The following is a 14,463-nucleotide window of genomic DNA, read 5'->3' on the forward strand; positions in this document are numbered from 1 at the left end:
AATCGCTCTTATTAGCCACTTTGGTGGGCGAATTGCGCCAGTTGATGTTCACACAGGAAACGAAACGTATGGCCTGGAAAAACGATCGGCAAACGCAGACGACAAACCGATGATGGATTGCTTATTTCATCGTTCAGTAGCTGCATCACCACACGATAAGTGCGTTGAGCGGGTTGGCGCAGCTCGCTTTGTCGGTACATTTCGGCCAGATAATAGTGTGCAGGCCAATAGCCCGGCTCCTGATAAACCACCTGTTTAAACCAAGCGATAGCCTGCTGCGTCTGGTGTTGCCACATCATCGCCAGGCCGAGCAGCATTTTGGCTTCTGCCGACCACTCATCCTGTGCGAGGATTTTCTGCGCGTTTCCGGCTGTCTGGGAAAATTCACGCTGCTCGAGAGCTATTACCCCCTGGATCAGCAGCGCATCCTGATTACGGGGATCGTCGCGTAATACGCAGGCGATACACTTTTCGGCTTCAGAAAAACATTTTTCATCGAGACAGGCGCGCGCTTTCTTCAGCCAGTCACTATTCTGCTGCGCCGCTGGCGCGGGAGCGTCCTGTTCAGCCACCGTTTTTAGCTGCGCAATACGCACCGCAACTCGGGGCGCGGGCGCGACTTTCGCCGTTTCGCGATGGTGACAAAAATAGAAAATGCCCTCTTCCTGTTCCAGCTTCAGAATGTCGAAATTGTTGGCCAGCGTTTCCGCATTACCAAAAAATAAGGCCCCCTGCGGCTGCAGCATCTTCAGCAAATTTCCGTGCAGTTCACGACGCGTGGGCGTGTCGAAATAGATGGACACGTTGCGCAGCAAAATGATGTCCACTTCCGGTAGCAACTGCTCTTTTATAATGTTGGTGCGATGGAATGAGACTTTCTCACGGATCTCATCATGCAGCCGGTAGAGGTTTCCCGAGCGGGTAAAGTAGCGTTGCTGAATACGCGGCTCGACGCCGCGAAACGAATAGCTTGAATAGCAAGCGTTACGGGCTTTTGCCAGAATTGCCGGGTCAATATCACAGCCGTAGATTTCAATACGCTGCGCCATTGCGCCGAGGTATTTCTCATGCAGCTTGATAGCCAACGAGTAGGCTTCTTCCCCCGAGGAACATCCGGCACTCAGAATACGCACCGGGCCGCTGCGCTGTTGCAGCAGACGCGGGATCCACTTGTCACAAATTAAATCCAGCGTATCGCTTTCACGGAAAAAATAGGTTTCGTTAATCGTAATCAGCGTGATGAAGCTATCAAATTCGTTCTGCGAGATGCGCAGTTGCTCGTAGTATTCATAGTAATCATTGATTTTTCGCTCGGCCATTCGCCGACTCAGCGCCGTTTTCAGCAGCGCTTCCATGGCGTTATCGAAGTGCAAGCCGACCCGTTCTTTGATCAGACGAGCATAATCAGGAAGATTAGGGATCATGGCAATTTACTCTCAAAATGCCCGTGACACGCCATTGCAAGCAGCGCTTTGGCAAGACCATCCAGTGGGATCGTGCGGTGTATCAGCTGCTTGTCGATCGCGTTTTTATTCATACCGAATACCACCGAACTCTCTTCGTCCTGTGCCAACGTTCTGCCGCCGCGTCGGAAAATAAGCTCAATACCACGGCAGCCATCGCTACCCATGCCGGTCATAATCAGTCCGACGGCTTTTTCACGAAACACCTCGGCCACCGACTCCAGCAACAAGTTGCAGCTAGGGTGGTAAACGTCACTGTCCTGTCTGGGGATCGCCGCCAGACGCTGGTTGTTTTTGACGATCAGATGCTGCTCCGGCGGCAATATATACACATATCCCGCCTTCACCCGATCGTCTTCCTGCGCCAGTCGTACCTTTAGTTCGGTCACGCTGTCCAGCCAACGCACCATATCTTTTGCGAAGCCATCGGCGATATGCTGGGCGATAAGTACCGGGCACGGGAACGAACCAGGCAGTGCCTGCAATAGCTTACTCAGCGCCTGCGGCCCGCCCGTCGAGCAGGCAATCGCCAGCACAAAAGGCCAGTCCTGCGGCATCTGTGCGGCATCCATTGTCGCTCGTACAACGGGCATCACCGGTTCGGTTGGATAACGTAATCCCTTGATATGACGAATGACTTTCACACCAACCAGCAATTCCACTTTGCGATGCAGAGCATCCGTTGATAACGGGGAATCACTGCTATGGTGCAGCACCGCCAGCGCACCGCGGGAAATGTAGTCATCATCCCATTGATTTTCAGGGCAAAATCTCATGACTAAGATGGGGATGGCGCTGGTTGCCATAATCGTTTCGACAACCTCGACGTTATCGGCGCTCGAGGTATCCAGCGTCAGAATCAGCAGGTCGGGCATCAGCTGTTGCAACAGTCGAATCGCCAGTCTGCGGTGAGCAGCTTGTCCCACCACCTTAATATGCGGGTGCTCCTCCAGTTGCCTGACCAGTTCATTACGCGATGCGCTACCCAGGTCGAGGATCAGCACCCGAATGTTGCCACTGTTCATGCCTCTGCTTCCGTCAGGGTGAATGAGGACGATGCCTCTTTCAGCGCTTTCGATAATTGCGTCATGTCCTGACTGACAACCAGAATGTCTTTGATGGACTGCGAGGTATAGTTACTGGCAACGACAATTTCACGCAGCGCCATAACCACCTGATTACTTGCCGTTTTCTGCTGCTGAGTGGACAGGGAAATTTGCAACGCCGCCGTCGAGGTTTGCTCTGCGGTCACGACGATGTCATTCAGGTGCTCGGCACTGACTTTACACGCTCTGGCACCCGCTTTGATGCTCTCGCCGCCTTTCTCAGCGTTCAGTACCAGGCGATTGATTGCGTTTTGGATCTCGCTAATCTTATTCTCAATCTCAACCGTCGATTCCGTTACCGAATCGGCCAGACGGCGGATTTCAGCTGCTACCACCGAAAAACGCTTGCCGGCTTCCCCGGCGCTGGCCGCTTCCAGCGCGGCGTTAAAGGCGATCAGTTTGGTTTGATCCGCAACGCTGTTAATGATCACCATCACGCGACTGATTTCCGTCGACTTATTGCCGAGCATCATGATTTCACGCATGTTTTGCTGATTGTCGGTATCAATATCCGTCATGCGCATCAGCAACTGCGACATCGATTCTGAGCCTTTATTACAATCATCAAGCGTCTGGTTGGCGATATCCACAACCGCCCGCGAATGTTCAGCAATTTGCGTGGAAGATGCTGACAGTTCCTCCATGGTGGAAGTAATTTCAGCTACTGAAGAAGAGGTTTCCACGCTGGTTGATGCCTGACCATCTACCGCCTCGGTGATATGTAGCGACGCCTGATGCACCGAATTAGCATGAGAAACCATACCGCCCACCAACGAGTGCAGACGCTGGCGCATCGTTTCTACCGCACTCAGCAACTCGCCAATCTCATCATGATGATCGACCTGCACATCCACCGTTAAGTCACCTTCAGCGATAGTTTGCGCAATCCCTAACACGCGGTTTAAGCGCCGGGAAATCAGAAAACGGCTGGCAACGGCAATCAGCAATAAAATGATGGGCAACAACAGCGCGGTAAACAGCAGCAGACCGTTACGCACCAGATTGCTACTCTTGGCAACATCATCAACATAGTTGGTGGTTGCGATTATCCAGTTAATCCCTTCAACGTATTCATAGACGGCGACTTTGGTCTTCGGCAGCGTGCCATAACCGCTTACCCAGTTGTAGTAAGTGATGCCATTTTTATGTTCTAGCATATCGGCAAACAGCTTAAAACCATTGGCATCGGTAATATTAATCGCCTGCTGATTGCTCAACGCGGGGTGGACTAACATACGACCCGGTTCAAACCCGGCGTCCAGTACGTAGGCATAGCCATCTTTACCAATATGCACATTCAGCAAACGCTGAATAATCGGTTGCAAACTTTGTTTGACGTCAAACCCTACCGCAACCGCCCCAACCACCTGGCCATATTTATCGGCGATCGGTTCATAGTGGCTAATAAACTGCTTACCAAACAGCGTCACTACGCCGGAAAAAGGTTTATTTTTTAAAAGTAACGGCAACGCCGGATTGTCATGTCCCAACGCCGTGGCGGTTGCGGTATTACCTGAGCTTGCCAGCAAAGTGCTGCTAACGCGCACAAACTGCTCGCCTTGCAGAATAAATGTACTGGCAAATACGCTGGTTAATTCGGTGAAATGCGCATTGGTATTCGGGTTGCTCAGGACCGCTTTTAATTCAGTAGAGTCCATGTAGCGCAGCGGTTTACCGGCAACGTTCTGATAATTGTTAATATAAACATTGCTGTAATGTTCCGCATCGCGAGTTACACGCTGGAATTCATTAGAAATACTGTTGTGGAAAATACGCGTGTTGGTTTTAATCATCTCCAGCGCATTGACCTGCAGTTCTCTGGAAAGATAAGACGATAAAATAAACGAAGCGCCAATCAGCAACGTTGCAATACAGACAACCAAAATCATGCCAAGCTTCATCGCTACACCGGGATGGATATTGTGCAGCCAGGAGACAAGCCGAACGCGCGGCCCCTCACCGCTGGCACCCGCGCTTCGATTTTTCACTTTACTAATGTCACTCATATTTTTAATTCTCTACCTGAGAAGAAATGACTCTGTTTTGGTCATAAGAAGTTTGCGCTAAGCTTATTCCAGCGAAAGCAGCGGCGTTGGCTTGCCAATGTGATATCCCTGTAACCACCCCACATCCATTTTTTCCAGGCACGCCTGAATCGTGGCGTTTTCGACAAATTCGGCGACGACCTGCATATTTTTCATTTCAGCAACGCGGCAGAATGATTCGACGATGTAATAGCTGATTTCGCTTTCGGTGATCCGACGAATAAAGGAGCCATCTATTTTCAGAATGTCAGCTTCGATGTTCATCAAACGGGCATGGCTCGCAAACCCGGTACCAAAGTCATCAATGGCTACCCGACATCCCAATTGGCGTATTAAACGTAGCGTTTCCACGGTTTGCTCTTTATCTGATAGCGTATCGGCTTCCGTTATCTCAAAAATAATCCGCTGCGGCTCCACCGCATAATCGTGCAGAAGCTGGGTGACTTTCGTGACAATATTGGAACGACACACCGTCACCGGTGCCAGGTTGATAGAAAAACAGCGCTGTGGATGGTTGCGCATAAATTTCAGGGTGTTTTCGATGACCCAGAGATCGATATCTGGCGCCAGCCCCGCATCATGGGCAACCGGCAGGAAGCTGTTCGGAGGAATAAACTCCCCGCGTTCATTGAGCATACGGATCAATATTTCATGGTACGGCGCTTTACCATTGGTACTGACGATCGGTTGCGCCATCAGGACAAATTCATTGTTATCCAACGCATTTTGCAACGCGGTACGGATTTCAGTTTTATCGACAATATGGTTGCCAAGGATCCGGCTATGCTGCGCTTCAAGGTTTTCCGGCCGCCCGTTGGTCAGCGATAACCCTGCAACCATGCCGAGTTTTCCCACCAGTTGGTAGATGTCATCACTCAGATCGTTAATCAGGCAATAGCCCATACCGCTGCGAAAACCCAGCCGATGGTTATTGTAAAAAAGCCGAAAGCTGTTGGCGGCGTGGTACAAATCGCATAACCGCTCCCAGGTACTATTTTCAAGTCGGATCAGCAGATCGTAACCCGCGTGGTAATAGACTTTCTCGCTTTTAACCAGGTGTTTGCGCAGATGCTCGGCGAGGATCTTCTGATAGCGAGCGCGAAAGTGAAAACCATAGCGGCGCGAAAACAGCTCCAGTTCGGGGATTTGTATCAGGCACACCGTCGCACGCTCAGTGGTAAACAGCTCCGTCTTCAGCGCACGCAGGTTTGCCATGCCCGTCATCGGGTCTGTCAGCCCTAACAGAAGGGCCTGATTAAATCGCTGACGGGTAAATTTGGCCAGCACACCCATGATCACGATGGTGAGCGTAAAGACAAAGATCAACGTCGAAACCAGCGCCTGATGCAGCATAAAGTCCACATCGCTGGCGATATAGCTGTCATCATGTTTGCCCAAAATGATCAAGACAATCGTCCACACCAGCATGGTGAACAAATGACCGATTTTGATGGATCCCCATAGCATTAACGGGAACAGCAAGATCAAACTGTAGAGAGAGAAAAAAACGTTCAGATTGTCAGGTGACGTTAAAAAGAACATCAAAATAAAGAGTAAAGCGCACCATGAAATAGCGCCCAAGGTGCTGATATTGCCTTTACATTGTTCGGTTATTGCCCGCCAGAAGGTAAGCAGGAAAGACGGCCGACGGATAATGCGATAAATCTTGTAGAATAAAGGGATACCCGTTAGACAGCCGTTAATGATCCCTTGAATACGCACCAGCATTCCCAGACTTAACGTTGGAATGTTATCCACATCCGGGCGTTGACCGTGGGCGACAAAGATGGCAAAGAGTTTGCCCAGCGCCAGATACAGCAGGACGTTATAGCCGCACAGCCAGACCAGGCGGTTAAGGCTGATTTTGATACGGCCAAAACTCACGCAACTCCGTCTGCCGGTGACTTTACGGTAAGCGATATAGCTTAAAGTTGAAGCGATGATCAGGCACAACGCATCTACCCGCTCATTTTGCGGGCCGAGCACAAACATAACCGTCAGAAACAGAACAAATCCTGGCAACACCCGAAAACCAAACAAGACTAATGCAGCAGAAAATACGGCCAGTTTGAGATCGTAAACTGTTAAAATAGTATTATTGAGTATACTGTAACCGTTAAGATACTGTGCCAATGGGTAAAAAAGGCCAGGCAAAGCAAGTGGTAGGCACCATTCCCGAATGTTTTTTACCGTAGTTGTATTTATTATTGCGTCCAAATCAATTTATCCGCTATGCACTATACCAATAGGACTTTAATCCAGACTCGAATGTCACAAACAAATCCTTTTGGGCCAGTCGATGAACCATAGCAAAATTGTCAACATTGACCGCGCACTGAGAAAATAAATAAGGTTCTATATTGAAGCGGGCATCTTATTCATATCAAATCAGGAAATAAATACCCACTTATAGACAAAAATGGACATTCCGCAGGGATAAAACCATGACTTGCCCTGATAAAAAAACAGCTAATTCATTGATGCCACGTAAAAAAATAGGAACATCAATGGCAAACTTTCAGCACCTCCAACCAGTGTGCACTAAAAACATTCGTGGACAGTATTAATGTCAACATTAATATGTTTCTGCAGGCCTAAGTGAAAATGTATTTTTATGCACACTTTTGCCTGTTGACGAAAAGAGTTGCGTTATCTATATTCGCATACCGTTATTTTTGTCATTACTCACCATGGTGCAGTGTTAGTTATTTGTTACGTCATTACGTTTCACATCTTTCATCTACTTGCTTGCAACAATAATATTCCATTAAGTAATAACAAAAATTAAATTTAGCATCGAATAATCTTTTCAGGAATTAACATAATCCGTGGCAAAGTCTCTGTTTTCCCTTAAAGCAATAAAAGGGTGGCAACATTCCATCACTGGCAAAATAACGCAGTTCTTGCTGGCGGGTATCGTTATTGCTTTTAGCGCTGGCGCCTTTACCAACTGGAGCCTGATAGACAACTTTTCTTATCAGCAGTGGGTACAGCGGGCTGAGGCCAATGCACAGATTATGACCTACATCATCCGTAACGTGTATACCACCGTTTCGGTTGAAACCAGCGATGCAGGACAGATATCCCGCATCGTCTCTGACAGACAGATTGGCGACACCGACTCCATCCTGCAAACCGGTTATAACCCGGTAGACGTGCTGGCGCTGGCGTCTGTACAGACGCACAGTCCCACCTGGCTGTTTCTCTATACGCCGGAGAAAGGCTACGTTGGCATCAACAACAAATCAGAAGATGGCGAAGGGGTCATCTCTTTCTCCGGTCGCCTGCCGCGCGATGTGCTGGTCAATTACTATGTTGGCTTTGCCCAGATTAATGGCGAAGAGTGTTTTATTAGCGCAGTACCTATTTTGACGCCTTCTGGTGAGATCCTCGGGAGCCTGATAAGCAGCATCGGTAAAAAAAGCGAGTTGTATGCCACCTACGATGCAATGCTGAAAAAGAGCAGTATCATTTTTGTTCTGATTCTACTGGTGACGCTGGCGCTGGTAACGATGTTTATGCGCCGCTTATTCCGCCCTGTTCCGCTACTGATTAACTCCCTCACCCGCATCGCCCATGAAGAGACGGACTGCATAACCCCCTATCTTGACCAGGACGACGAAATTGGTCATCTGGCTGGGGCGATTGAAAAACTGCGTGTGGCGATGAAAGAGCGTGGCTATCTGCAACGCATGCATGAAATGTCGCAGAAGATGGAGCATATGGCCCATCATGATTCACTCACCGGATTACCCAACCGTGTTTCGTTTGGCCTGGCACTAGATAAGCGCGTCAGCGAACTTCATCAGGAGGGCAGAGCGTTCAATCTGCTGTTGATTGACCTCGACAACTTCAAGCCGGTGAACGACACCTTCGGCCATAAAGCGGGTGATGAACTGTTGATAAGCGTTGCCCAACGCCTGCAGTTATTGCTGGGTCCCAACGATATTGTGGCGCGTCTGGGCGGTGATGAATTCGCCATCCTGCAACATGTCGACGACAACGCCATCAAAGAGGCGAATCGCCTGGCGAAGCGTATTATCCGCGCGCTGAGCACCCCGTTTACCTGGAGTTCCCATACTTTTTCGATCAGCTGTAGCATCGGTATTACTACCGCGCCCAGACAGGGAAATAATACCTCGACGCTAATGATCAATGCCGACCTTGCCATGTATGCGTCTAAACATCATGGCCGGGGTTGCTTCCACTTCTTCGAAGACGGCATGGTGATGATGCAGACCCACAGTCTGTTTATTAATCAGGAAATTATCGATGGTATTGATAACAAGGAGTTTGAACTTCATTACCAACCGATTATTAATCTGCAAGATGAAAGCGTCTATGGCTACGAATCGCTGATCCGCTGGAATCACCCCACTAAAGGGCTGATTTATCCAGACTATTTTATCAACATCGCCGAAAGCTCCGGTCTGATTGTGCGACTAGGCGAATGGATTATTCGCCAGTCCTGCGAAGCCGCAGCCAAATGGCCTGAGCGTGTCAGGGTAGCCGTCAATATCTCCGCCTATCAGTTACACAGCCCCGGACTGGTTGACGTGATTAAAGATGCGTTACGCATTAGCCAGATCTCAGCAGAACGCCTTGAAATAGAAATCACCGAATCCGAGAAACTGGATAAGTCGATTGCTTTACCTGTGCTGCAAGAGATCCGTTCTCTGGGTATCGAAATCGCGATGGACGATTTAGGAACCGGCTACGCGGCGCTGGACTATCTGCTGATCTATCCTTTCACGCGCATCAAGATCGCGCGCACGCTGGTCGATAAACTCCAGCAGGACAATGCCAGCCAGTATCTGATTGTGATGCTGATTCAGTTTGCCCATAAATACAATATGTCGGTTACCGCTGAAGGGGTGGAAACCGCACAGCAGCGCGACATTTTGCGCACCATTGAATGCCAGAATGTACAGGGCTATTTCTTTAGCTATCCGCTGCGTGAACGTGAGGTACTTGACGCGTTTGCCGAAGAGGTCATTGAAGAAGGACTGTGCAATGTCTGACATCTTGCGCCTGGCAAAACGCGTGCTGATGACGGTTACCCTGCTGATGGTTGGGACTACGCCATGCTTAGCGGGAACCCAGTTACAACTGCACACGCTGGAGCAGATCGCGAGTAATAAAACCATTACCCTTGGTTATCAGGATGACGCGTTTCCTTTCTCCTGGCTGAACGGAAACAGCCCAGCAGGATACTCCATTGATATATGCAACAGCATCGTCAGTGCGCTCAAGACAAAACTTCAGCTTAAAAAGCTGAATGTAAAATGGATAAAAGCCAATTCGGCATCGCAGTTTGTACTGATTAAAAACCATATGGCGGACATTATGTGCATACCTGCCTTTTATTCGAAAAGCCGCCACAGTATTAGCGAGTTTTCACTGCCGTTCTATTTTTCAAGCACCCGTTTTGTGATGCGTAAAAATGAGAGTAACGACAATCTGGCAGAACTTTCAGGACATAGCGTGCTGGTAAAAAGCGGCACGCTCTACGTTGAGCAACTGCAAAAAGTCAATGCGGCTAATGACCTGGATATTAATATTCAGCTCGATACCAATAACATTACAGCCTTCAATGAACTGAAGAACGGTGAGTATTCTGCGCTTATCTCCAGCACAGTTTTACTGAAAGGGATGATTGCACAAACGCCAAACCCTGAAGATTATAAACTTTCCGACATTGCGCTTAGCGCTCCGCTGCCAGCAGGCTTGTTATTGCCGTTACACGATAAAGAATTTAAAGAATTTGTGGATGACACGCTCTCTTCCCTGATGACCAGCAACGAATTTACTGCGCTGTACAATAAATGGTTCCAGTCCCCCATCGCGCCGCAGGCCATTAATTTAAACATTCCCATGTCAGACAACCTGAAAGCATTAACAGCTACCAAGAAGAAGATCAGTTTTGATTATGAAAAATATAATTAATCGTGAGATGACAGGGGTGAACCGTACGGTGCAATGGCTGTTGTTACTGGCTGGCATCGTCATCTCCCCCGCGCTGATGGCGCAACAGAACGCTGCGACGCTCGACCACATTCAAAACAGCAGCGTGCTAAACGTAGGTTATCGCCAGCTGCCGCCGTTCTCTTTTACAGACAACAATGGCAAGGTCACGGGGTATACCATCGCGGTGTGTAACATGATTGCCGATAAGTTACGCCAGTATCTGAAGCTCAACAATTTAACCATTCATTATATTCCGGTGAATTTTGCCGAACGTTTCTCCGCATTAAACACGCGTAAAATAGATATGGACTGTGGCGTAAATACCAATGCGCCGGAGCGGACCTCCAGCGTGTCGTTTTCTGACAACTATTACACCGCAAAGATGCGCATCATTTCTCTGCGTAAAAATAATATCCAGTCAATTGCCAATCTTAAAGGACGCACGGTAAGTCTGACCGGTAGCTCAAAAGATTTGCTGGAATTTAATAAAGCCAACAGAGAGCAACATCTTAATATTTCAACGATTACCAGCACTACCATAAAGGGTGCCTTTGAGAAGATGGCGCACAATGAATCCGCCGCTTTCTTTGTTGATGATATTCTCGCCTGGCCGCTGATTAATCATAGCGAGCAGCCGGAACTGTTCAGCGTCTCAGCGCAAAGCATCGGTAACGATATGCCCTATGCCATCATGATGAGGAAAAACGATCCGCAGTTTGTGGCGTTTGTTAACAGTACGCTGAAAGATTTTTTTGTTTCACCAGCCAATATGCAATTACGCAAAAAGTGGTTGTCTCCCTGGACCTGCGAAAAGATGAAAAATCCATCGCCAGGCAGTTGCCAGCATAACCATTGAACATTTTCAGCAACTGCTTACGCCACCGCCTGCTTCGCCTGTGGAAAATCCCCGGGACGTTGCTGTTGCTGCTGTCGGTCCATTCGCTGCGCGCGGCCTGGGATTTTGCCAGTATTCTGCAGAAGTCCGATGCGCTATATGGCCCGGCAACGCCAGAAGCGCAACAACGGATCCACGCCTGGCAACAGCTTTTGCTTACGTTGCGCAGTGCCGACGAGCAAGCGCAATTACGCGGCGTAAATCAATTCTTTAACGATAAGATCCGTTATACCGAAGACATTGATGTCTGGCACAACGTAGATTACTGGGCGACTCCCCTTGAGTCGCTGCGCAAAGGCGAAGCGGATTGTGAAGACTACGCAATCGCCAAATATTTCACCCTCCGCCAGTTGGGCGTCTCGGAAGACAAGCTACGTATCACTTACGTTAAAGCTTTGCGTTTAAACCGCGCGCACATGGTGCTGACCTGGTACGCCACCCCTGAGGCGATTCCATTGGTCCTCGACAGCCTGACCAGCACCATTTCACCCGCTACGCAGCGCATGGATCTATTACCCGTCTACTCCTTTAACAACACCGGTCTTTGGCTTCCAGGCAATCAGAACAATAAACGCGTTGGGGACAGCAAAAGGCTTTCTCGCTGGCAGCAAGTTTTCACCAAAATGCGGGAAGAAGGCTTCCCGATGGATAAATAGGAATCGCCCGTGTCTCTTTTTAAACAGTTACTTCTGGCAATCTCTCTCTTTATGATGGTTGTATTCAGCGGCAATTTTATTGTGACGCTGGAGAGTTCTCGTAATCAGTCCAATAACCAACTCCTTTCACATGCCCAGGATGCAGCCACGGCGCTGGGCGTTTCGCTGACGCCCAACGTCAACGACCCGGCAATGATCGAGCTGATGGTAAGCTCCATTTTCGATAGCGGTTACTACAAAAAAATCCGTATCGTCAATCTGGAGAACGGCAAAATAATGCTTGAGCGCAGCGCAGCAGCGTCGATCCCCGACGTCCCCGGTTGGTTCGTTGCGCTGGTGGATGTCACTCCGCAAACCGGTGAGGCCACGATTATGCGTGGCTGGCAGCAGGCCGCACGCGTTGAAGTGACCAGCGATCCTATCTTTGCCGTGCAGCGGCTGTGGGACAATACCCTGGGTAATCTGTTGTGGATGATTTCCTGCAGCCTGGTCTGTTTAATCGCGGGTATTCTGCTGCTGCGTAAGCTGTTGCGTCCGCTCAATTATCTGGCAAAACAGTCGGAAGCAATTACTCGCCGCGAGTTTCTGACGCTCCACGAGTTGCCCAAAACGCCGGAATTGCGTCGCGTTGTCGGCGCCATGAATTTGATGGCCGCGAAGCTCAAATCGTTATTTGAAGAACAAGCGGTCTACAGCGAACGTCTGCACAATGAAGCTTATCTCGACAGTCAGACCGGAATAGCCAATCGCCGGGCGTTCGATATGCAGCTTGAGGCGCGGCTAAGCGACGTCGATACCGCACCGGGATATCTGATGCTGGTCCGCGTTCAGGATTTAGGCGGTCTGAATCAGCGTTTTGGCGGGCCACATACCGACAAATTGTTGCTCAATATCGCCAACCTGCTGAACGCGCATAAAGAAAAATATGCTTCTCTCGATAGCACGCTTGCCCGTATTCGCGGCGGTGAATTCGCCCTGCTCTGCCCAGGTGTGACCCACGGTGAGATGTTGGACTTGTGCCATTCGCTCGGCCAAAAGCTGACGGCCTTTTACGCCACCGGAATGTCAGACCAACAGCCGGTGGCCTACACCAGCATGGTGCCGTTTAGCGCCGGAGATAACGCCCAGTCATTGCTGATTCAGGCCGATCGCCTGCTGGTGGAAGCCGAAACGCACACCGACCATCAGGTCGTTCCCTCGACTGAAGTGCCTGCAAGTACAGAAGATCAGCATTTATGGTTTGTACGTCTGGAGCATGCGCTGGAAAACCAGCAGTTCCAGTTGGTTTTCCAGCCTGTAGTAGATTGCCGCCAGCCCGATAAAATCCTGCATTACAAGGTGCTGTCGCGCATTATTGATGAACAAGGCAATACCCTTACCGCCGGTCGATTCCTGCCGTGGATCCACCGCTTTGGCTGGAGTCATCGCCTCGATAAGGTGATGCTGAAACTGACGTTGAACCAGTTGAAAACCGCTCCCGGAAAATTAGCGCTAAGTATTTCTGGCAGCTCTGTCGCCAGTGCAACCGCCATTGCTGAGCTGCTCAACCCGCTGCGCTATTCACCAAAATTAGCCAGCCAGTTGATTCTGGAACTGGATGAGAATCAGTTGCCTGGCCCCCATCAAATGGCGGCGTTTGTTAAAGCCGTCGGTCAGCACCGCTGCTCGCTAGGTTTGCAACACTTCGGTAGTCGTTTCGATATGATCGGCCATCTGTCGCAGTGGGGACTTGCTTATCTGAAAATCGACAGTAGCTACATCCGCAATATTGATGAAGAAAATGATAAACGTCTGTTTATTGAAGTGTTATGCAGCGCCACGCGCAGTATTGATTTGCCACTCATTGCCGAACGCGTTGAAACACAAGGTGAGCTTAAGGTGCTGCAAGAGTTGGGAATTGATGGCGCAATGGGGCAATTATTAGGTGAACCCGCGCCATTGTGATAAAAGCAGGCAGCCTTGATTCGCTTGTATGTTGCCGGATGGCGCTTCGCTTATCCGGCCTACAAACTGACTGCCTGCGTCAGCTAAAAAATACGATCATCGCCGCCGAGCAGTTGTTCCAACCCGCCAAGTTCCTGACGCGCGTTCGCGCGATTCATTAATTTAACCTGCGCCATCGGCGGGAGATCGGTTATGGCAATCACGCCTTTACGGATCAACAGGTAAATCAGATCGTCGAGCACGCGCACCATCTCGAGGTCGCTTTTTTGCAACATCGCTAACGCCTGCTGGTTGTCATTTTCCGGGCTTTTAGCCACGCTTTCTGCCTGCACGTTTGCAGCAGATGAATCAGAATTCATATCAGTGCCTTTTCATTTTGCATGATGC

General features: G+C 49.6%; 10 protein-coding genes. 5 read left to right on the top strand and 5 right to left on the bottom strand.

The annotated features are described in order from the left end of the window. Nucleotides 1-11: 11 nt before the first annotated feature. From E1B03_RS20905 to E1B03_RS20920, 4 genes are all read right to left on the bottom strand, one after another. Nucleotides 12-1,424: a CheR family methyltransferase gene (locus E1B03_RS20905; protein WP_133086850.1), complete on the bottom strand. Its 1,413-nt coding sequence runs from the start codon at nucleotides 1,422-1,424 to the stop codon at nucleotides 12-14. Further along, the gene (locus E1B03_RS20910; protein ID WP_103769172.1) at nucleotides 1,421-2,488 is read right to left on the bottom strand and encodes a chemotaxis protein CheB; all 1,068 of its coding nucleotides are present in this window, start codon (nucleotides 2,486-2,488) and stop codon (nucleotides 1,421-1,423) included. The genes E1B03_RS20905 and E1B03_RS20910 overlap by 4 nt, the downstream gene beginning before the upstream one ends. Further along, a complete protein-coding gene (locus E1B03_RS20915) occupies nucleotides 2,485-4,575 on the bottom strand; it encodes a methyl-accepting chemotaxis protein (protein WP_133086851.1) in 2,091 nt (696 codons plus the stop codon). The genes E1B03_RS20910 and E1B03_RS20915 overlap by 4 nt, the downstream gene beginning before the upstream one ends. Before the next feature lie 63 nt (nucleotides 4,576-4,638). Beyond that, nucleotides 4,639-6,747 carry a sensor domain-containing phosphodiesterase gene (locus tag E1B03_RS20920; protein WP_246044122.1) on the bottom strand — a complete coding sequence of 703 codons (2,109 nt, stop codon included), beginning with the start codon at nucleotides 6,745-6,747 and terminating at the stop codon, nucleotides 4,639-4,641. A 695-nt stretch (nucleotides 6,748-7,442) separates the two neighbouring features. Between E1B03_RS20920 and E1B03_RS20925 the strand changes: the two genes are divergently transcribed. Genes E1B03_RS20925 through lapD form a run of 5 tightly spaced genes read left to right on the top strand, consistent with a single transcriptional unit; the run spans nucleotide 7,443 to nucleotide 14,076 of the window. Next, a complete protein-coding gene (locus E1B03_RS20925; protein WP_103769169.1) occupies nucleotides 7,443-9,635 on the top strand; it encodes a putative bifunctional diguanylate cyclase/phosphodiesterase in 2,193 nt (730 codons plus the stop codon). Next, on the top strand, nucleotides 9,628-10,560 hold the full coding sequence (locus E1B03_RS20930) for a transporter substrate-binding domain-containing protein (RefSeq protein ID WP_133086852.1): 933 nt from the start codon (nucleotides 9,628-9,630) through the stop codon (nucleotides 10,558-10,560). The genes E1B03_RS20925 and E1B03_RS20930 overlap by 8 nt, the downstream gene beginning before the upstream one ends. Then, nucleotides 10,544-11,437: a transporter substrate-binding domain-containing protein gene (locus tag E1B03_RS20935; protein ID WP_103769167.1), complete on the top strand. Its 894-nt coding sequence runs from the start codon at nucleotides 10,544-10,546 to the stop codon at nucleotides 11,435-11,437. Before E1B03_RS20930 ends, E1B03_RS20935 begins: the two co-directional genes overlap by 17 nt. A 2-nt stretch (nucleotides 11,438-11,439) precedes the next feature. After that, nucleotides 11,440-12,132, top strand: coding sequence for a cysteine protease LapG (gene lapG, locus E1B03_RS20940; RefSeq protein WP_425456663.1), 693 nt, complete (start codon nucleotides 11,440-11,442; stop codon nucleotides 12,130-12,132). 9 nt (nucleotides 12,133-12,141) lie between these two features. Next, on the top strand, nucleotides 12,142-14,076 hold the full coding sequence (lapD, locus tag E1B03_RS20945) for a cyclic di-GMP receptor LapD (protein WP_133086854.1): 1,935 nt from the start codon (nucleotides 12,142-12,144) through the stop codon (nucleotides 14,074-14,076). Between the two features lie 83 nt (nucleotides 14,077-14,159). On the opposite strand, the gene E1B03_RS20950 is transcribed toward lapD, so the two are convergent. After that, the gene (locus tag E1B03_RS20950; protein WP_103769164.1) at nucleotides 14,160-14,435 is read right to left on the bottom strand and encodes a hypothetical protein; all 276 of its coding nucleotides are present in this window, start codon (nucleotides 14,433-14,435) and stop codon (nucleotides 14,160-14,162) included. Between the last annotated feature and the right edge of the window lie 28 nt (nucleotides 14,436-14,463).

The sequence above is a fragment of the Citrobacter arsenatis genome (assembly GCF_004353845.1).
GTDB classification, from domain to species: Bacteria; Pseudomonadota; Gammaproteobacteria; order Enterobacterales; family Enterobacteriaceae; genus Citrobacter; species Citrobacter arsenatis.

Bases quoted from the DNA above. Each gene is read 5' to 3' on its own strand.
- E1B03_RS20950 (WP_103769164.1), bottom strand. From the start codon at position 14,435: ATGAATTCTGATTCATCTGCTGCAAACGTGCAGGCAGAAAGCGTGGCT.
- E1B03_RS20930 (WP_133086852.1), top strand. From the start codon at position 9,628: ATGTCTGACATCTTGCGCCTGGCAAAACGCGTGCTGATGACGGTTACC.
- E1B03_RS20905 (WP_133086850.1), bottom strand. From the start codon at position 1,424: ATGATCCCTAATCTTCCTGATTATGCTCGTCTGATCAAAGAACGGGTC.
- E1B03_RS20915 (WP_133086851.1), bottom strand. From the start codon at position 4,575: ATGAGTGACATTAGTAAAGTGAAAAATCGAAGCGCGGGTGCCAGCGGT.
- E1B03_RS20935 (WP_103769167.1), top strand. From the start codon at position 10,544: ATGAAAAATATAATTAATCGTGAGATGACAGGGGTGAACCGTACGGTG.
- E1B03_RS20910 (WP_103769172.1), bottom strand. From the start codon at position 2,488: ATGAACAGTGGCAACATTCGGGTGCTGATCCTCGACCTGGGTAGCGCA.